General features: G+C 47.4%; 15 protein-coding genes and 2 pseudogenes. 4 read left to right on the top strand and 13 right to left on the bottom strand.

All coding sequences use genetic code 11. The annotated features are described in order from the left end of the window. Positions 1-322 precede the first annotated feature (322 nt). On the top strand, positions 323-1,183 hold the full coding sequence (locus ACFPOF_RS27885; protein WP_378138668.1) for an AraC family transcriptional regulator: 861 nt from the start codon (positions 323-325) through the stop codon (positions 1,181-1,183). Between the two features lie 471 nt (positions 1,184-1,654). Here ACFPOF_RS27885 and ACFPOF_RS27890 read toward each other — a convergent pair whose 3' ends face one another. The 10 genes and pseudogenes from ACFPOF_RS27890 to ACFPOF_RS27940 form a co-directional block, all read right to left on the bottom strand. Further along, positions 1,655-2,218, bottom strand: a complete 564-nt coding sequence (locus ACFPOF_RS27890) for a DUF4367 domain-containing protein (RefSeq protein ID WP_378138669.1) — start codon at positions 2,216-2,218, stop codon at positions 1,655-1,657. Positions 2,219-2,387: 169 nt separating this feature from the next. Further along, complete coding sequence (locus tag ACFPOF_RS27895; RefSeq protein WP_378138670.1) at positions 2,388-2,822, bottom strand: DUF3888 domain-containing protein; 435 nt, start codon at positions 2,820-2,822, stop codon at positions 2,388-2,390. Between the two features lie 189 nt (positions 2,823-3,011). After that, entirely contained in the window at positions 3,012-4,376 is a 1,365-nt protein-coding gene (locus ACFPOF_RS27900; RefSeq protein WP_378138671.1) for a hypothetical protein, read from the bottom strand. Positions 4,377-4,800: 424 nt separating this feature from the next. Then, positions 4,801-5,601, bottom strand: a complete 801-nt coding sequence (locus tag ACFPOF_RS27905; protein ID WP_378138672.1) for an ExeA family protein — start codon at positions 5,599-5,601, stop codon at positions 4,801-4,803. Beyond that, positions 5,594-6,944 (bottom strand): annotated as a pseudogene (locus tag ACFPOF_RS27915) (DDE-type integrase/transposase/recombinase). The gene ACFPOF_RS27905 and the pseudogene ACFPOF_RS27915 overlap by 8 nt, the downstream one beginning before the upstream one ends. Positions 6,945-6,986: 42 nt before the next feature. Further along, positions 6,987-7,523 carry a DUF6431 domain-containing protein gene (locus tag ACFPOF_RS27920; RefSeq protein WP_378138675.1) on the bottom strand — a complete coding sequence of 179 codons (537 nt, stop codon included), beginning with the start codon at positions 7,521-7,523 and terminating at the stop codon, positions 6,987-6,989. A 90-nt stretch (positions 7,524-7,613) separates the two neighbouring features. Beyond that, the gene (locus tag ACFPOF_RS27925) at positions 7,614-7,985 is read right to left on the bottom strand and encodes a GNAT family N-acetyltransferase (RefSeq protein ID WP_378138823.1); all 372 of its coding nucleotides are present in this window, start codon (positions 7,983-7,985) and stop codon (positions 7,614-7,616) included. Between the two features lie 573 nt (positions 7,986-8,558). Further along, positions 8,559-9,028: pseudogene (locus ACFPOF_RS27930) on the bottom strand (DinB family protein). 12 nt (positions 9,029-9,040) lie between these two features. After that, positions 9,041-10,150 carry an FAD-dependent monooxygenase gene (locus ACFPOF_RS27935; protein ID WP_378138676.1) on the bottom strand — a complete coding sequence of 370 codons (1,110 nt, stop codon included), beginning with the start codon at positions 10,148-10,150 and terminating at the stop codon, positions 9,041-9,043. A gap of 34 nt (positions 10,151-10,184) precedes the next feature. Then, positions 10,185-10,658 carry an Lrp/AsnC family transcriptional regulator gene (locus ACFPOF_RS27940; protein WP_378138677.1) on the bottom strand — a complete coding sequence of 158 codons (474 nt, stop codon included), beginning with the start codon at positions 10,656-10,658 and terminating at the stop codon, positions 10,185-10,187. A 146-nt stretch (positions 10,659-10,804) separates the two neighbouring features. On the opposite strand from ACFPOF_RS27940, the gene ACFPOF_RS27945 reads away from it, so the two are divergent. Further along, positions 10,805-11,626: an alpha/beta fold hydrolase gene (locus ACFPOF_RS27945; RefSeq protein WP_378138678.1), complete on the top strand. Its 822-nt coding sequence runs from the start codon at positions 10,805-10,807 to the stop codon at positions 11,624-11,626. Positions 11,627-11,685: 59 nt separating this feature from the next. Here ACFPOF_RS27945 and ACFPOF_RS27950 read toward each other — a convergent pair whose 3' ends face one another. Further along, entirely contained in the window at positions 11,686-12,234 is a 549-nt protein-coding gene (locus tag ACFPOF_RS27950) for a pyridoxamine 5'-phosphate oxidase family protein (protein ID WP_378138679.1), read from the bottom strand. Between the two features lie 165 nt (positions 12,235-12,399). Here ACFPOF_RS27950 and pdxR point away from each other — a divergent pair, with 165 nt between their 5' ends. Together pdxR and ACFPOF_RS27960 are read left to right on the top strand one after the other, a co-directional pair. After that, entirely contained in the window at positions 12,400-13,830 is a 1,431-nt protein-coding gene (pdxR, locus tag ACFPOF_RS27955) for a MocR-like pyridoxine biosynthesis transcription factor PdxR (RefSeq protein WP_378138680.1), read from the top strand. A gap of 117 nt (positions 13,831-13,947) precedes the next feature. After that, on the top strand, positions 13,948-14,421 hold the full coding sequence (locus ACFPOF_RS27960; RefSeq protein WP_378138681.1) for an SRPBCC family protein: 474 nt from the start codon (positions 13,948-13,950) through the stop codon (positions 14,419-14,421). Between the two features lie 526 nt (positions 14,422-14,947). Here the strand turns inward: ACFPOF_RS27960 and ACFPOF_RS27965 are convergent. Continuing rightward, positions 14,948-15,817 (bottom strand): urease accessory protein UreD, encoded by an 870-nt coding sequence (locus ACFPOF_RS27965; RefSeq protein ID WP_378138682.1) that lies wholly within the window; start codon positions 15,815-15,817, stop codon positions 14,948-14,950. Further along, positions 15,786-16,472: an urease accessory protein UreG gene (gene ureG, locus ACFPOF_RS27970; protein WP_378138683.1), complete on the bottom strand. Its 687-nt coding sequence runs from the start codon at positions 16,470-16,472 to the stop codon at positions 15,786-15,788. The genes ACFPOF_RS27965 and ureG overlap by 32 nt, the downstream gene beginning before the upstream one ends. Between the last annotated feature and the right edge of the window lie 18 nt (positions 16,473-16,490).

Raw genomic sequence — 16,490 nt, forward strand, 5'->3', positions numbered from 1 at the left:
GGACTTCCTCCTCACCTATAGATTATCTATGTATCGATTATCTATGTATTAGTATAAGACAATTTCCATACATTCACAACCACCACACAAAGAAGTCGCCCAGCTCGCCTTCCGTTATCCTGCCCGTTAACGTAATAACGGCTGCTCTGCAGCAGCCGTTCAAATATCGTTCCCCGTTAGTTGAACATCTTGGCAGACCTCAGTTGAGTAACCAACAATAGAGGATTTATAAATATAATCTCGAACATGATATTTCGGTGCATGGATTGCAAGGTTTCAATTTTCTTTATCCCCTAAAATGGATTTTGAAAGGAGGATCTGAATGGATTGGCTGGACCGCATGAACAGCGCTATGGAATACGTTGAAACTCACCTAACGGAAATCATTGATTTTGAACAAGTAGCTCGAAAGGCATTTTGCTCAACGTATCATTTTCAGCGCATGTTTTCGTTCATTACAAATGTGCCGCTATCTGAGTACATTCGGCGTAGGCGGTTGACACTTGCCGCATTGGAGCTACAGCAAAAGGGAACGAAAATTATCGACATCGCTTTAAAGTATGGTTACGAATCGCCTGAAGCATTTTCCAGAGCGTTCAAAAAAATGCATGGCGTAATGCCCACGTCGGCGCGCGACCAAGGCGTTTCGCTGAAAGCCTATCCTCGGTTATCCTTTCACATTTCAATTCGGGGAGATGTAGAGATGAATTACAAAATCGAGGAAAAAAAAGCTTTTGAGATGTTCGGCATATCTACTGTGGTCAATTTCGATGGTTTTATTGAAATACCCGCTTTTTGGAATAAGTGTGTTTCCGACGGAACCGTCGATCGAATTCGTACTGCAGCGGAATTGGGTGAAAATGATCAGATTCATGGTATTTCATACAACTTTGGAAAGAGTTATTCATACATGATCGGTTATTTTTTGCCTCAGAGTGGTTTGCAAGAGGGGTTTGAAAAGCTTCAAATCTCACCTCAAACCTACGTAATTTTCTCAATAGGGATCAACCCAGACGGACAGAGTGGTCTTCTTGAATTGCATAAGCGTATTTGGGGGGAATGGTTTCCAAGCAGTAACTATGAATCCGCAAATAGTCCCCATTTTGAAATGGTTTACGATAGGGGAAACAACATGTATGAAACGGAAATTTGGATCCCAATCGTATATAAACCTGAATCTTAGAACACTGAAAGCAATACACTACGTGTTGCTTTCCTCTTTTTTGAACTATCCTGCCATTTAACGTAAAACGGCCGCCATGGCAGCCGTTAAAGTATCGTCTCCCGCAATGACTGTTGGGTGGCTAACTTGCGGAGCTTTTCGGATAAAGCAGTGATATCTACATATAACTAATGACAGTTCTTAGGAAAGGAGCACTGGACAATGACTGATGTGATTAAACCTAACGGCTCACAGCATGCGGCACCGCCTTCGGATGATCCGAAGAAGCAAGGCAGATCCGCAGCCAAGAAAAAATCGAAGTAATTCAGAATGAATAAAGCCGCCGATTGGCGGCTTTGTTGCCGTCATTAACGGCAGGCACATACAGCGCTTTGCATTAAATTCAACAGCGGCTAAAAACAAGATCGCAGAGGTTCCATTATCAATATTTCTTCTAGCTTTTCTGAACTATCGTTTCCCGTTAGGTAAAAGTCATTTCATCGATTTGGCTATCTTAATCATTTTCCTTTTTGATAATTCGGGGCTGTCTATCTCAATATAAGTACCATCTTGTATCCATCGTAAAAACCCACCTAGCGTGGTATCTGCCCCTGGAGTAAACCGTGCTTCAAGTTCATTATATTTAATAATTTCACCACTCGTATCAAATTTGAAATCCTCTTCAACAATTTTCGTTTCACTGGTGTTATTACGTACATCAATGCTTGTCTGTTCTTTTTTGCTTTTGTACCCAATTGCTTTGTGTTGTTCAATTCCAAACATATAGTTTTCATCTTTATCAAAGTAGTGAAGTCTAACGTACTGTATTGCTTTGGTGGTGTCCAACGGATAAGGACACTTAAGTTCTACTGTCCAACCGTTAGGTATGTTTTCAGGAACAAGTAATGTGAAAGCCGACTTATGCTTAACTTCGTTGAGTTCGGTGCTATCCAATTTGTGATATTCCGAGGCGTGGGAAGGACTTTCATTAGCCTGAACCAACGAACTGGCTGAAAACATTACCACAGTAAATAATGCATAAAGAATCTTTCTCATGGTATCCCACCTAAATAATTATTAGGTATAAGGTTTCCAAATCAGCCCATATATAGTCATCCTGCCAAACTGCCGCTAGCTTAATGAAAACGACAGCCTATTTTCTGGTCGACTGACGCGGTTTTCTTATTGAACTATCGTACCCGTTAGCTTAACACATCATAGCTTGCTACTTAATAATGTCCTGCCAATTCGGGGGGAGTTCATGTGTTTTTACGTGAGTGTATTTCACCAGTCTAACCTTGGGTCCTGCAGATATTTCAAACGTCAATCTATCTTCACCAACAGGGATATGTGGTCCGACTACAGGCGTTACATCGAGCGTTAATGATAAGATAAATCCGCGAAATCCATTCACCCTGTGGGACTCAATCACATCAACAAAATATGAATAAACCAGTGGAGATTCCCGCAAAAGATGTTGGTAGTAATCGTGAACAGCATCGTTTATATAAGGATTTAAAAAATTCATTAGCATATCCTGCATTCTCAGTTCGGTTGAATCTGTCTTCGGAGGGCGATAAGCCTTTTCACCGTTAGTCTGCATTGGTGAAAGAAGGAACATCGCCATAGCCAAAGATATGACAACGATATTTCTTTTCATATTCTCACCTCATTGTTTAGGAATAGTTTCCCACACAATGAGAAAAATTATTAAGCAAATCTGCCCGTTTAGTTGAGAAACCCCAGCCGATTATTGCTACTGGCTGGCATCGAGTTTTTTGGAGCTATCGTACCCGTTAGTTGAGTCCAGCAATTTCCTGACTTAAGGAAGATTCACTTAGCCAGATTCTTAACCGATCGCGTCCTTCCGGGCAGGAATTCGCTCCACCTCTTCCAGTTCCTGAAGAACCTCCTCGAATAGTTTGGGATCCATAACGGTAAAGTCGTCATGGTACATGCCTGGGAACTTACGATCGAGCATCAGCCCCCTGAAAAGAATAAGCTCCTTATCTGCAAAAAAATCGCTCTTAAGCACCCATTCAAGCTTTGCGTCTAGTTTTTTGTGAATCTTCTTTCGGTCGCCGCTTCCGAACTTGTTCAGAAGATTCCGCATTTGATTGGGCGAACTTGGTAGTTCGTAAACTTTGCATTCCAGTATGACCAGGAGTTGCTTGTCCGGACTATAGGCGAGGACATCTATCTGGCCTGATAGTTTCTTCCCTTTTACCTTCAAAGGCATTTCACCGTTCTCCGTGTACCATATGCCATTAGTTTCCACCATCCCGCACGTATAGCCCGCCATCCTAAGTCGTTCAATGATACGATGTTCAAACTCGTCTGAAATGAATTTTTCTCGGAATCGCTCCGATAGCTTAACGGGACTTCTGGAATCGCCCATTACCGAGCTCTCAATAAAATTACCGAGGGAATCCAGTATAAGAAAGAAGGAGGTGACGTAACATTTTTCTTCGTTTTTGATCCTCATCACTGGACGGCTGATCAACATATCATACATGTTGACTTCATTCTTCGCACGCTCATACCACTCGGTTGTCCAAAATAAATCTTGAATCGCCTTCTGAAGCTTTTCCTGGCCTATCTTGGTAGAGGACAGAATAGGTATACGGTCGGGAAGAATGCTAATACCATGCTGAAGCTCGTCTTTCCTGTAGCCAAGGGACAGCATAAATACTTTGATCCTCGCCCAGACACCCAGCCAGAAGTCAATTGGTTCCGACCTGCTGATTTTGGCGAAAATTGTTTTTTCAAATTTTTTGATTCTGGAGGGAGATTCACCATTCAGAACGCGCTCCACCGCCTCCAAGGCACCCGGAATATCCGACATAAACACATTTACGAATTGCCCCCATGTCCGCTGTAGATAGCCTTCCCGGAACGATTGATAGAAATCATTCAATACTCGGTGAAAATCAGACGACCCGTGTACACCTTCACCGTCCAAGCTGAACGGTTCGCAAATAAAGCATTCCATATACAGACTGGACTCAAAGGTATTCAAAATCTGTATGCTGAGTAGCGCCTGCTTGATATCATCTGGCTCTCTGCTTTTACCCTTCGACCCGCCTTCAGCAAGCTGATCCCACAGGACGGCCGCGGTGTACTTGATCGCAAGTCCCAGCCAAGCGGGTGTTAAGGACCAGACGGAGTAAAAGTTCGTGTACATTTGAAGAAGAATAGGCAGAGCATGTTCCACGTCAATGATGGAGCATTTGGCGTAAGCGAACGACCTGAAGGAACCGATCGCCCTCCTTACGTCCTCATAGTCGCTGATCGTCAGCGAATCTTGACCGCCCGTAAATTCCTTCAGTATCTCTCTGAAAGGATACTGGTCTTCCTTTATGGATTCCCATAATATTTGGGCGTTGCGCTCTATCTCGGCATAAAATGATTCCGGCATTGGCATGGTACCGTCCCCTTTTTGTCAGTTGCTATTGCAATGCATCCAAAGTTCAATACATATTAAGCGTTATCCTGCCCGTTCAAATTACGCTAATATCTCATATAAATACTTCTTTCTTTAATGTTACTGCTAACGCATAATGTCCAGCGACTGACGGATCATGTTGTCCAGCATTAGTCGGGTAAGCTGACCGCTCTGTGATAAAAACCAGGGAGAATCATGACAATTCTCCCCCGATGACGCGTTTGATCATATGATCGTCGATAATCCGATGTTTGTTCTGCGCCCCGTACAGTAACCCGTGCGTACATACCTTATTGATCATCCGCGCGGATCCGCTCGCGAAGCGATAGACTTCATCAATCGCGCTATCCGTGAATATGTCACGATCTGCCCCCGCGTAAGTCATGTGCCGTTCGATGTAGGCTCCCGTCTCCGCCCGATCGTAGTGCGGCAGCTTGCATTGCAAATCGATTCGCTGGCGAATGGCTGCATAAGCCTGTAACCCAATCCGGTCCCATAGTTCGCTCTGTCCAACCAAGATTAGCGCCATGGGACTTTGTGCATCCATCTTGAAATTTAGCAGGAAGCGAACCTCTTCCAGCATCTCACGATCCAGTAAATGCGCTTCATCCACGACCACCACCGGTAGCAAGCGGTGGATTCCCCGCATGAGTTCAATTTCCCGATGCAACTGACGTTTAGCGTCACCCCGATAGAATTTCGATTCGCAGCCGAGTTGCTCCAGTAATCCTTTGTAGAAGTGACGTGGCGTGAGCTTCGAGTCCGATAAATATAGCACCTTATATTTCGCAGGATCCAGCACCGCTGTGAACCGCCGAATCGTCGTCGTTTTCCCCGTTCCGCAATCACCCGTGACAACGGCAAACCATTGTCGCTGTGCCGCATATTCCAGTCGTCCGAGCGTCTCCTCTAATGTAACGGAAGGATACAACTCGCTTGTCGGGATATCTCTTGAGAACGGCGAGCGGCTTAGACCATAGAAGGACTCAAACATGACTGTCCTCCTGATTCACCTTCCGGTAGGAAACCGCAGGTGCTTCGCGCTCATGGCGCTGACGGCTTTTCTCCTCGGCGGCTGTAAGTAATCTGGACACGTCTGTAGGTGCTTTCCCCAGATGCTCCGGTAAGGATGGACGCTTCCCAGCTCGCTCTCCGATGACCATTTCACGAACCGGCCAAGGCGCATGCCCGTCGTATTCGATGGTGAGCTCCGTCGTGTCCGCGGGGTCGTAAATGACGTCGACGGTGCAACCGATGAATTTCAGTCCCACTTCGTACTTACGATCCATGAAGCTGATGCAGAACAGACTTGTCGACTTTGCGCGTTTCGCAGTGTAGGAATGCCGTTGCTAACGCTTCTGGATCTACGAACCTCAGCGGTTTCTTGTCGCCGCGATAGACCGATTCCGGGCTGCGCTTGTTCTCTAGCGCCGAGTGAGGCTTGTTCTGATAGCATTCGCTGAGCCACACCTGGAACAGCTCATTCAATCGCTCCAAGGTTTGAGGTTTCGTTAGTGCCGCTTCACTTAAGAACGCGTCGACGACACGATTAAAACGCTCGACCTTGCCTGTTGCCTCTGGAGAGTAGGGCTTGGCAAAAAGGAGCCTCACTCCGAGTTTGGAACAAGCTCGTGTCATCCACTTGGTTCGGTACTGTTTTCCATTGTCGAAGTAAACAGATTCCGGCAGACCGTATTTCTGAATGGACTTACGGTAGCAATCCTCAACAATGGTCTTATCCATGACCGGATAGAACTCGCCATGCAGCACGAACCGCGTGGCGTCGTCAATGAAGACAACGAGGAATACCTGCTTCTTGGCTCCGTCCGGACCAATGGGTAAATAGGGGCCGAACTTGATATCCGAATGCCAGAGCCGATTGCGATGACGCTGTTGGAACCGCCTTGCGGCCACACCGGATTCGGCGTATATCCGCATATGGCGTGTGCTGTACCCACGAGATGCCAGTCTTTCTTGCAAGGTACTGCGTTTGATCTCGCCGGGCTGAATCCGACCTTCCCACTCTAGAATCTGAATGATCTGCGCGACACTACGCCCTGGTACTTCCCGCCGTAGGAGAATAGCTTGCTCCATGACTTCGGGTGCGATGTTGTCTGATTCCCTGCGACCTTTCCCCTTGGGGCGCAATCCGCTGAAGCCTGACTCGCGATAATTCGCCAGATAACGGCGTAGCGTCCGCTCGGATAATCCGTATTGCTCGCAGATTTGCTTCTTTAAAGCCTGAGCCTTGGCAGCGTCTAACCCAACTGCTAAGAGCGGTGACAACAGCTGTACCCGCAAAGAGGCGATTTCTTCCGCTTTCTTCTGATCTTTCATTTGTCTGCTCCCTCATTGATAGACTTCGAAGCTCAGTCTATCTCAAGGGAATGCGGACAAGAATGCAAAGCGGGTATGTAGCCAACAATTCGCGTTGGCGACGGGACGGACAATTCTCGCCAGCCATCCGGGTGCATTGCCAACGACGTGTCCAATTCTCTGGTGTGCGGTCTGCAAAGCAAAGGACGGTTGCCCTGCAGGATCCTGGTGAAAGCGAGTCGAGAGGGAAGCGAGGCAACCTAACCAATAGGTGGTTCGCTCTTGCACAAAGCTCCGCCAACGATGTATTGTGGATTCATCTACTGCGACTGTAAGAGTAGCGATTTCGCTTGTAGCTTGCTCTATACAGCTTGATTCGTAGTGCTTGTACGGCACTAGAAAGTCTGGCAACTCATGATGAATGCTACGGCATCCAAGGCAACGCAGTCTCCGAATAACTAAAGTTCTCTTATCCCCAGTAGCTCCGATGACCATTCGCTTTCGACTGCCAATCACGGAGAACTCCGCTAGGCAGCAGGGAGAAGGAACCAACTCCGCACACCTAACAAAAAACGCCGGTGATCTTCTCAACCAGCTCATACTTTGATACAATGACCATAGATATTTGAGGGGATGCTTCCAGTGAACCTGCTACCAACAGGCCACGCGATATGGGGGCATCCTTTTCCTTTACCGAGATACGGTCATTATATTCGGCAACTCCCGGACAGGCAATCCCACCAGCATCTGGACGTTATGATCTAGCGGTAACACTTTAAATCCAAGCGATTTCCAAAATGCATACCCAGTATTGTTCCAATGCATGACTTCGATATCTATATTTTTTGTTTCTAGTACTTCGAGCAACTTCTCAAAAGCTAATTTTCCATACCCATGCCTTCTGCTATTTCTACAGATAAAAAACTGTCTTAAATACACAGGTTTGCTTGTATGATTCACTAAGGCATAGCCAATGGTTTCGCCACTAATTTCAAATGCATAAGCTCTATAATCCGTGTTGATGAAACCTCTCATTCTTTCTCTCAACTGTTCGACGTCCATTGGATTGTCATGTTGTTCATCCTCAATTAGTTGTTTGTTTAATACAGCAAGAAAGTCCAAGTCTTCATCAGAGCAAATTCGAATTGTTATTGATTCATTATGAGACCCCCAAAATTCGATCTAAAATATATTGGACTATTCTCTAAATTGGTTGAATTATCCTGCCCATTAGTTAAACAAAGGCAGGCCGATCTTACTGGTCGGCTGCCTTCGTGTATGCGTTGAACTATTGTTCCCCGTTAGAGCTCAATCCCTCAGCCTCATTCATTTACATCATAACCAATTACTTGTTTCGTAAAAGGATTAAAATAAACGGTTATGGGACCTTGTAAACCTTCAAAATCGGTATGAAACAGCACACGAACAGCTTTATTTCCGTTTAAAAATAATAAACTACGATTAATTTTTGCACGCGCGTTTCGTTTAGGAATAAACAATTGCTTGATATTCTTTTCTTGAAGAGAGTTAATAGATACTTCGCCTTCCTGCCAATTAATAAGAAAACGCCAGCCGATTATTGCGACCGGTGGCGTCGAGTTTTTCTGAGCTATCGTTTCCCTCTTTGCCGCGTCTCTAAAATAAACCCCGACGAATGAGATTTGCCGTCACGGGGACCTTGCCCACTTCTCTCGACCAAACGGACAATTGACCGATATGGTGGATTCATGGGCGATGACGTGCCGCATGATTTCACCATATTTGTAGATAACCGGCTCACCCTTTGGCGTTAATTCCGATAACTCCTTTAATTCCATTTCATTGGTCCATGACATGACAAAAGGACGAACTTCCGCGTGAAGCTTGGCGGATAAATCCGTCACTTTCTGCAGGCTGGCATAGGATTCGAACGGCTCCGTGAAATCCGGCTTTCCCTGCAGACCAGATATCCAGCTGAATTCCACATCCGCAATATGAAACAAGGTGTGCAAAATGCCTCCGGTCCCGCCTGTTCGCTTCTTAAGCAGTTCTTCTTCAGAAACGTCTTGGCACCAAGCGAACCAGTCTTGCCGAACTTGCCAGTTATACTCGAATAATTTCAACATCTTTTTTACCTCCTACATAGGATCCTGAAATTCGAATCCATATAGCTTGTCCCATATTCGTTTCTTCCATCTCCGCGGTACCAAAGGATACATCCGATTTCTAATCTGACACATTAGCGGGTGCTGCATTTGGCCAATCAAGCCGATACGACGAGATAATTTTACAATTTGATTGGCACGGCGAACACGCTTGGATTCGAATTCGTTAAAGATTTGCCTAATGGACTTCGAATTAGAAAAACATTCAGATAAACATACCGCATCTTCTAAAGCCGTACATGCGCCAAGGCCAAGGCTTGGAGTCATCGGGTGCGCGGAGTCACCAAGCAATAAGGCATGGCCATACGACCATTGACGAATGGGATTACGATCATAGATATCCAAGTGTATGATCTCAGACTTCTCTTGCCCCGCAAAGATCTTATTCACGGGATCAGGAAACGAGCCTATAAGCTGCGTGATATCATGAGTTTGTGATTCTCCTGCTCTCACGTTCGCCGTCGCAAACCAATACGTTCGCCCTCCTATTAAAGGCACAAACCCAAACCTAGACCCTTCTCCCCAAATTTGTGTCATCGTATTCTCATAATTTGAAGGGACGCTGGTCTTAGATATTCCACGCCAGGACGTATACCCGCTAAATTGTAAAGCGTCACCGACGAATTGTCTCCGAAGAACAGAATGGATACCGTCAGCGGCGATGACCATATCCGCTTCGACAGATGTACCATCCTCAAAAGTGACCGCATTTCCGGTTAAATTTTTGAGTTTTTTATTCCAAAATATTTTTTCTTCTCCCACCTTGCCTGCCAAAATACGTAGAAGATCATAACGAAGGATGCCGACTGTCGGCGTGGCATAATTTATAGTCAGGGTTTCTAACAATTTGCCCCTGCTTGAATATAAATTGGCCATTGAAAGGCTTGAGGCATGATCCAGAAGGTCTTCCAACACATTGAGCTTCTTTAAGGCTAGTGTTCCGTTGGACCAAAGCGTCAGCGCCGCGCCGCGCTTCTCCAATCCTTCATTTTTGTCATAAATAGAAACATCCAACCCTATATTTTGAAGCGCAACAGCGGTTGCGAGCCCGGAAATACCAGCACCGACAATTATGATTTTCAACTGCATACCACCTATCACTTATGCAATGCCGAGGTTAACTTCCCCCCGGCTGAAACAGCGAAATAACATTTGATACATCATTGCTTGTGACAAGACTTTTATCCTCGAATCGCGTGGAAAGAACGACGTGGGTCGATGAAAATCCGAAAGCATTGCAAGTTTCAAGGAAGGTTTCCAACGTTTCGCTTGTTGCGGTAACAACCTTCAATAAGTAATTGTACTCTCCGCTCGTTCTGTAGAAATCGACGATCTCGTGGGCCGTTTCTACGAAAGCTTCGAATTCCTTGCAGTTATTCGATTTAAATAAGACAAAAGCGGTTGTGTACTTGCCGAGCTTAGAGGGAGAAAGCATCGCCCGATAACCCGTAATGACCCTCTGCTCCTCCAGCTTGCGAAGTCGTTCCGTTACGGCCGGCTGCGACATGGAGATGATTCGACTCATCTCGGAGATTGTAATTCTGGCGTTTTCATGAATAACGGCCAATATTTTTCGATCTATGTGGTCCATGAACAATCACCTCATTTTTTAAGGTTAGCGTCGAAACCAACGATGAAATTAAGTTTTTAGACCCCAAACTACTTAATAATCTTATTTATAATTGTAAGCAGCTTCCTCTAAAATGTCATTAATAACAAGTAAGGGAGCTGGCGAAGATGACGATGACATTAAACGAAACGAAAGCGACTGATGGATTAAACTTTATCACGACCGGAGACGGCGTTCGAATTGCTTACCGAATCGAAGGATCGGCCGGCAAGCCGGTATTGATGTTAGCGAACTCGATCGCTACCACGATGAACATGTGGGATGGCCAGTTGGCTGAATTATCCCAGTATTTCCGAGTTCTTCGCTACGACTACCGGGGGCATGGTAACTCGGATACGCCTGACGGTCCCTATTCTTTCGACAGGTTGGGACGGGACGTCATCGAACTGATCGACGCGCTTCAGCTCGACCGGGTGCATTTCCTTGGGTTATCATTGGGCGGCGTTGTCGGACAATGGCTCGCTATTCATGCTCCAGAGCGGATCGATCGGCTTATTTTGAGCAATACTTCCTCCTATCTAGGGCCGCCTGAGCAATGGGAAAGCCTCATCGTCTCTGCGCTGCAACCAGAGAACCTTCCTGGGTTCGCCGATATGTTCATTAACAACTGGTTTCCTTCGCATATGCTGGAATCGGAGAACGCCCTAGTCGCATCTTTTCGCGAGATGGTACTCACTACTCGTCCGCAGGGACTTGCAGGAGCATGGGCCGCTATCCGAGATATGGATATGCGTCGAACGGCCTCCCTTATTAACAGTCCGACACTAGTCATTGCCGGTCAGTACAATACAGTGACGCTTCCTGGCCATGGCGAATTGATCGCCGACACGGTGCCGAACGCGAAGTTCGTCTTGCTGCCCGCAGTTCACCTATCTAACGTGGAGTTTCAAGACGAATTCCTTCGAGTAGTGATCGAATTCTTAAGCTGATTTTGATGCCGATATTGCAAAAGTGGCGACGCAGAGGATTACCTCTTCGCCGCCACTTTTTAAATCTCTTGTCCGACATTCATGTCCGTTCTATACATTTTTTCCGCCTCAATAGGACTTTCTTTTGCCGTCACATGGTGCGGAATAACCCGGCAAACTTGAACCGGTCCGCCGAATACGGCCGACCTATACTTGTCCACGTGTTGCTTCGACAAGGGGCGATTATAATAGCCGGGTACGTATTTATTGATCATTTCCTGAAGCACATGAGTGGCTTCGTCCAAATCCGTGATTGGCTCCGCTTGACCGAATATCATGACGCTCATATAAGCCGTATCCGTTTTGGCAGGTACCGGATCCGTAATGGTCCCGTATTCCTCACATACCGTAAAACAAACCTCCGGATTTTCACTCATGACTTGATTACGCCTTCCATCTCCTGCCCCGTGAAAATAGAGCTTTCCATCCGTCCAAACATAATTAAGAGGTACAACATAGGGCAGGTTCCCGTCAACTAACCCAAGATGCCCAATTCTCGCTTGGCGAAGGAAACTTTCAATTTTCCCTTGATCCCGACATTCCCTGATTTTGTAACGAACCGAATCCATGTTTCCAAATCTCCCCTTTCGCTAATAAGGCATTCATTGCAAATACCGGCGTTATTACGGTAGTATATCAGCGAATGGATTGCGTAAAAATATCCAAACTTCGTTGTTATAAACAATCCATAATTATCATTCTAAAATTGGAGCTTCTATTTGGAGGTATGTGAGATGCTGAAAGTACTTCGTAATGATAAGAGACCGATCTGGCAGCAATTGCTCGATCAGGCCATTCATCATATTACCAGCGGAATCTGGGCGCCAGGGGAGTTGCTGATTCCTTCCCGCGAGCTTGCTCACATGATAGGAGTCTCTCGTTCAACGATACAGATCGTCTATGAAGAATTGCTAAGTCGAGGCTACACGGTTACGTCTCGTCGCGGAGGAACGCGTGTTAGTCATTGGAAGCAAGTCACTGAGACTGCAAAGGAGATCATAGCAGATGGCCCCATCCCCCCCTCGCTTCCCTTGTTGAACTCTGCTGTCGACCAATTGCATGACTGGTTCAGGGGCAAAGAACAGCGAGCAGTAGATATTGATTTTACTCCCCATGAACCCTATTTGGATGGACAATTTCAGAAGAACTGGCGACAATCGCTTCTCCACGCTTCAGCGACAATGGAATTATCAAACTGGGCCTACGGTAATCCCTTTGGTTATACACCATTGCGCGAGCAAATTCAGCGATATTTATCACTTGAACGAGGCATCCATATTCAAACCGATCAGATTCTGTTAACCTCGGGAGCTCAGCATAGCATTGACCTAATCGCGCAATCGCTTTTGGCTGATGGGGACACCGTTTCTGTAGAAGATCCCGGCTTTCCGGCTGCCTGGATGGCATTGAAATATCGGCGCATGAATGTAGTGCCCGTTCCTGTTGATGAGTATGGTCTAGCGGTTGAGCATATTCACCCGCAATCCAAACTGATCTTTACGACTCCTTCGCACCAGTGCGCGGTCGGGGTCGTTATGTCGGAGCCGCGCAGGCAACAATTGCTGCATAAGGCCGCTCAAGATCAATTCTGGATCATCGAGGACGATTATGATAGCGAATTTCGATATCGCGGGGAACCTCTTCCAACGTTGTTTTGCCAGGCGCCTAATCATACCTTGTATCTCATGAGTTTCTCTAAAATGATTGCTCCAGGCATTCGTATTTCAGCTATCGTTGGATCTGTCGAGGCAATTGCTCAACTCGCCAGGGTACAGGAACTGACCTATCGTCATCTTCCGATTATGGATCAGCTAACACTCACCCACTTCATTAAGAATGGGCATTTTATGCGCCATATGAGAAGAGTCAGAAATGTGTACCGAAGAAGACACGAAGCCATGACAAAGGCTATTATGGATAGCGGTTTAGGAGGGCGTTTCACGCTAAGTGGAGTAGAAACGGGATTACATATGTTGCTTGAGGCTGAAGAGTCATACGACGAAGAAACCGTGACAAAGATTGCCCTTCAAAAGGGAGTACGCGTTTACCCTCTTGGACCCTATTGTTTGGAAAGCAAACGAAAGGGATGGGTGTTGGGATTTGCAAAGGTAGATGAACAATCGATTGAGCAGGGGATTCATCGTCTTGCGGAGTTCATCTTGTAGGGTCATCTTGCTCACTACGCCCTGTGCTTGCATTTTGCAATTATATACTTGTATATTGCAAGTACGTAGTTTATACTTACTAGTGAAGTTAACAAATATTGGGCAGGTGTTTCCTGAATGAATCAGAACTACAGTACTTCTTTTACCGTTGACCAGAGCCCCGAAGAAGTCTACGCCGCTATCAATAACGCCCGCGGATGGTGGTCGGAAGATCTTGAAGGCAGAACTGACCAACTTGGCGAATTTAAGCACCAATATCGAGACATTCACCGCTGCACCCTCCAAGTCGCCGAGCTTATTCCTAATGAGAAGGTTCGTTGGCACATTACAGACAACTACTTTAATTTCGTAGAGGACAAGAGTGAGTGGACGGGAACCGACATTGTCTTTGAAATCGCCAAGAAAGGCGACCAAACGGAGGTTCGCTTTACGCACGTAGGTCTAGTCCCCGCGTACGAATGCTACAACGTCTGCACGGACTCCTGGGGCACCTATATCAACGGCAGCCTGCGCAGCTTGATTACGAAAGGTAAGGGTCAGCCCAACCAAAGCGAGCGAATTGTAAACAAACACGGCATAGAAAACTCTTAGGGCTGTCCCAGTTTGTCGTCCACATCCCCCTTTGGGTTGCCGTTCTGCCCGATTTGTACGAATTTTCATACACATACGCTCGTCCAGTTGCGGATCCTCCCGATTTTGTGTGAATTTTCATACACACACGCTCGTCCGGTTGCCGACCTACCCGGTTTTGTGTGAATTTTCATACACATGCCCCGTCCTGTCGCCGATCCTCCCGAGTTTGTACGAATTTTCATACACATACGCACGTCCAGTTGTTAATCGTTCGACGCTTATTCCAAGCTATCGTCGTACCGTCGTAGAAAGGACCTCAGCCCCCACATTGAAGTGGTGGAAATTGAGGTCCTTTCACGTGTGAATTGGGACGTTCGCCTGTCATGCGAACACTTTTGGAACAGCCTCTTCTTTACACCGACGTACATTAAGGTCTTACGCCCAACAATGGCTTCTCGGGATCCGGTTCCAGCTTTATGCGAAGCTTGCTGAAGTGTGAATCACGCGTCCTTTCATCGTCCATTAGGTCTTCGTCCATCGTCAATTATCCGATGCCGCCGATCCGGCTTGGCTGCAGACGAAGCAACGTCTTCCGCACCTCGTTCCAGACTTCCTTCATCATGTGCTGCATGATCCAGGACGACGAAGCGACGGCCGTTACCGTCAATCCATGCCGATAAGTCAAAGCAGCACCCGCGTACAACTGATCGTTCGGGAACGGCAACCGGTCCAGAACCGCTCTCACCGACTCCAGCAACACCGTGTCGACCCGATCGGAGAAAACAAGAAACGATCCCAAATGGCTATCAGAATCCCAAGCCCCTTTGGCTGCGATCAATTGCCGGCCCGGACGGACGAGCTGCTTCTGGTGATGAATCAGCTCGCCTTCATAGTAAACGGAAATTCGATTGTCCAGTTGCTCGTAGGCGAAGGACTCGCCTCGGAGCACCCGGCCCGGACTCAACACCTCGCCCTGCATCCATACGGCGCCTCGCTCAAGCTCAACATCCGTCCGATTCGTATAGGATGCATCCTTGTACAGCATAATGGGCTTCATCATCGTCTCGATGCAGGCGCCTGCCGCGAGACGATAACGGTTCTCCATCGACGCGCCGAGCTCCGGCGTACACGGATGCACTTTGGTAAAGCCCTGATTGGTCAGACAGAGATGAGCGCCCGCTTCCGCAACCCACTGCATCTCATAGCGGTCACCCTTAAGCATGCCTGGAGAAGCGTCCATAATCATCACGCAAAGCGACTTGTCTTCGGGAAACGTCTTGGCGATCTTGATCGGCGACGTGCAATAGCGGCCGGCCAATACGGTCCTGTCGCCCCGGCAGGTGGCCGAGACGTCCAATACGGCGGTGCGATACCGCTCCCGGTCAGCTATGGCTGTGTTCGATAAGATTGGCATGCTGATACTCGTGCGCAAGCCACGACACAATCTCGCTCACGCCTTCGCCCCCGCGCAAATTCGCAAATACGTAAGGCCGCTCCCCGCGCATTCGCTTCGTGTCTTCCTCCATGACTTGCAAGCTCGCGCCGACGTGAGGCGCAAGATCGATCTTGTTTATAATTAACAGATCGGAGCGCATAATGCCCGGACCTCCCTTGCGCGGAATCTTCTCGCCTTGGGCGACGTCGATAATGTAGATGAAGCGGTCGGCCAACTCCGGGCTGAACGCCGCGGCCAGATTGTCGCCGCCGCTCTCGATCAGCACCAGCTGCAAGTCGGGGAAGCGCCGCTCCAGCTCGGATACCGCTTCGAAGTTCATCGACGCGTCCTCGCGAACGGCCGTGTGCGGGCAGCCGCCCGTCTCTACGCCGATTACCCGTTCTTCGGGGAGTACGCCCGTCGCGAGCAGAATGCGGGCATCCTCCTTCGTATAGATGTCGTTCGTGATGACACCGAGGCTGTACCGCGACTTCAGTTCCCTGGCGATGTTCTCCAGCAATGCTGTTTTGCCCGCTCCTACCGGTCCTCCGATCCCGATTCGCATCGGACGCGATCCCTCGAATACCGGCCGCGACCATTCATGATGGTGATGATGTCCTTGTCCTTGGCACATTTGCTGTTCCTCCGTCCT

The organism is Cohnella soli (assembly GCF_042655525.1).
Lineage (GTDB): Bacteria > Bacillota > Bacilli > Paenibacillales > Paenibacillaceae > Cohnella > Cohnella soli.

What these genes read in the sequence shown, in the direction of transcription:
- ACFPOF_RS27885 (WP_378138668.1), top strand. Translation starts at nt 323, where the DNA reads ATGGATTGGCTGGACCGCATGAACAGCGCTATGGAATACGTTGAAACT.
- ACFPOF_RS27890 (WP_378138669.1), bottom strand. Translation starts at nt 2,218, where the DNA reads ATGAGAAAGATTCTTTATGCATTATTTACTGTGGTAATGTTTTCAGCC.
- ACFPOF_RS27895 (WP_378138670.1), bottom strand. Translation starts at nt 2,822, where the DNA reads ATGAAAAGAAATATCGTTGTCATATCTTTGGCTATGGCGATGTTCCTT.
- ACFPOF_RS27905 (WP_378138672.1), bottom strand. Translation starts at nt 5,601, where the DNA reads ATGTTTGAGTCCTTCTATGGTCTAAGCCGCTCGCCGTTCTCAAGAGAT.
- ACFPOF_RS27920 (WP_378138675.1), bottom strand. Translation starts at nt 7,523, where the DNA reads ATGAGCTGGTTGAGAAGATCACCGGCGTTTTTTGTTAGGTGTGCGGAG.
- ACFPOF_RS27925 (WP_378138823.1), bottom strand. Translation starts at nt 7,985, where the DNA reads ATGGACGTCGAACAGTTGAGAGAAAGAATGAGAGGTTTCATCAACACG.
- ACFPOF_RS27940 (WP_378138677.1), bottom strand. Translation starts at nt 10,658, where the DNA reads ATGGACCACATAGATCGAAAAATATTGGCCGTTATTCATGAAAACGCC.
- ACFPOF_RS27945 (WP_378138678.1), top strand. Translation starts at nt 10,805, where the DNA reads ATGACGATGACATTAAACGAAACGAAAGCGACTGATGGATTAAACTTT.
- ACFPOF_RS27950 (WP_378138679.1), bottom strand. Translation starts at nt 12,234, where the DNA reads ATGGATTCGGTTCGTTACAAAATCAGGGAATGTCGGGATCAAGGGAAA.
- pdxR (WP_378138680.1), top strand. Translation starts at nt 12,400, where the DNA reads ATGCTGAAAGTACTTCGTAATGATAAGAGACCGATCTGGCAGCAATTG.
- ACFPOF_RS27960 (WP_378138681.1), top strand. Translation starts at nt 13,948, where the DNA reads ATGAATCAGAACTACAGTACTTCTTTTACCGTTGACCAGAGCCCCGAA.
- ACFPOF_RS27965 (WP_378138682.1), bottom strand. Translation starts at nt 15,817, where the DNA reads ATGCCAATCTTATCGAACACAGCCATAGCTGACCGGGAGCGGTATCGC.
- ureG (WP_378138683.1), bottom strand. Translation starts at nt 16,472, where the DNA reads ATGTGCCAAGGACAAGGACATCATCACCATCATGAATGGTCGCGGCCG.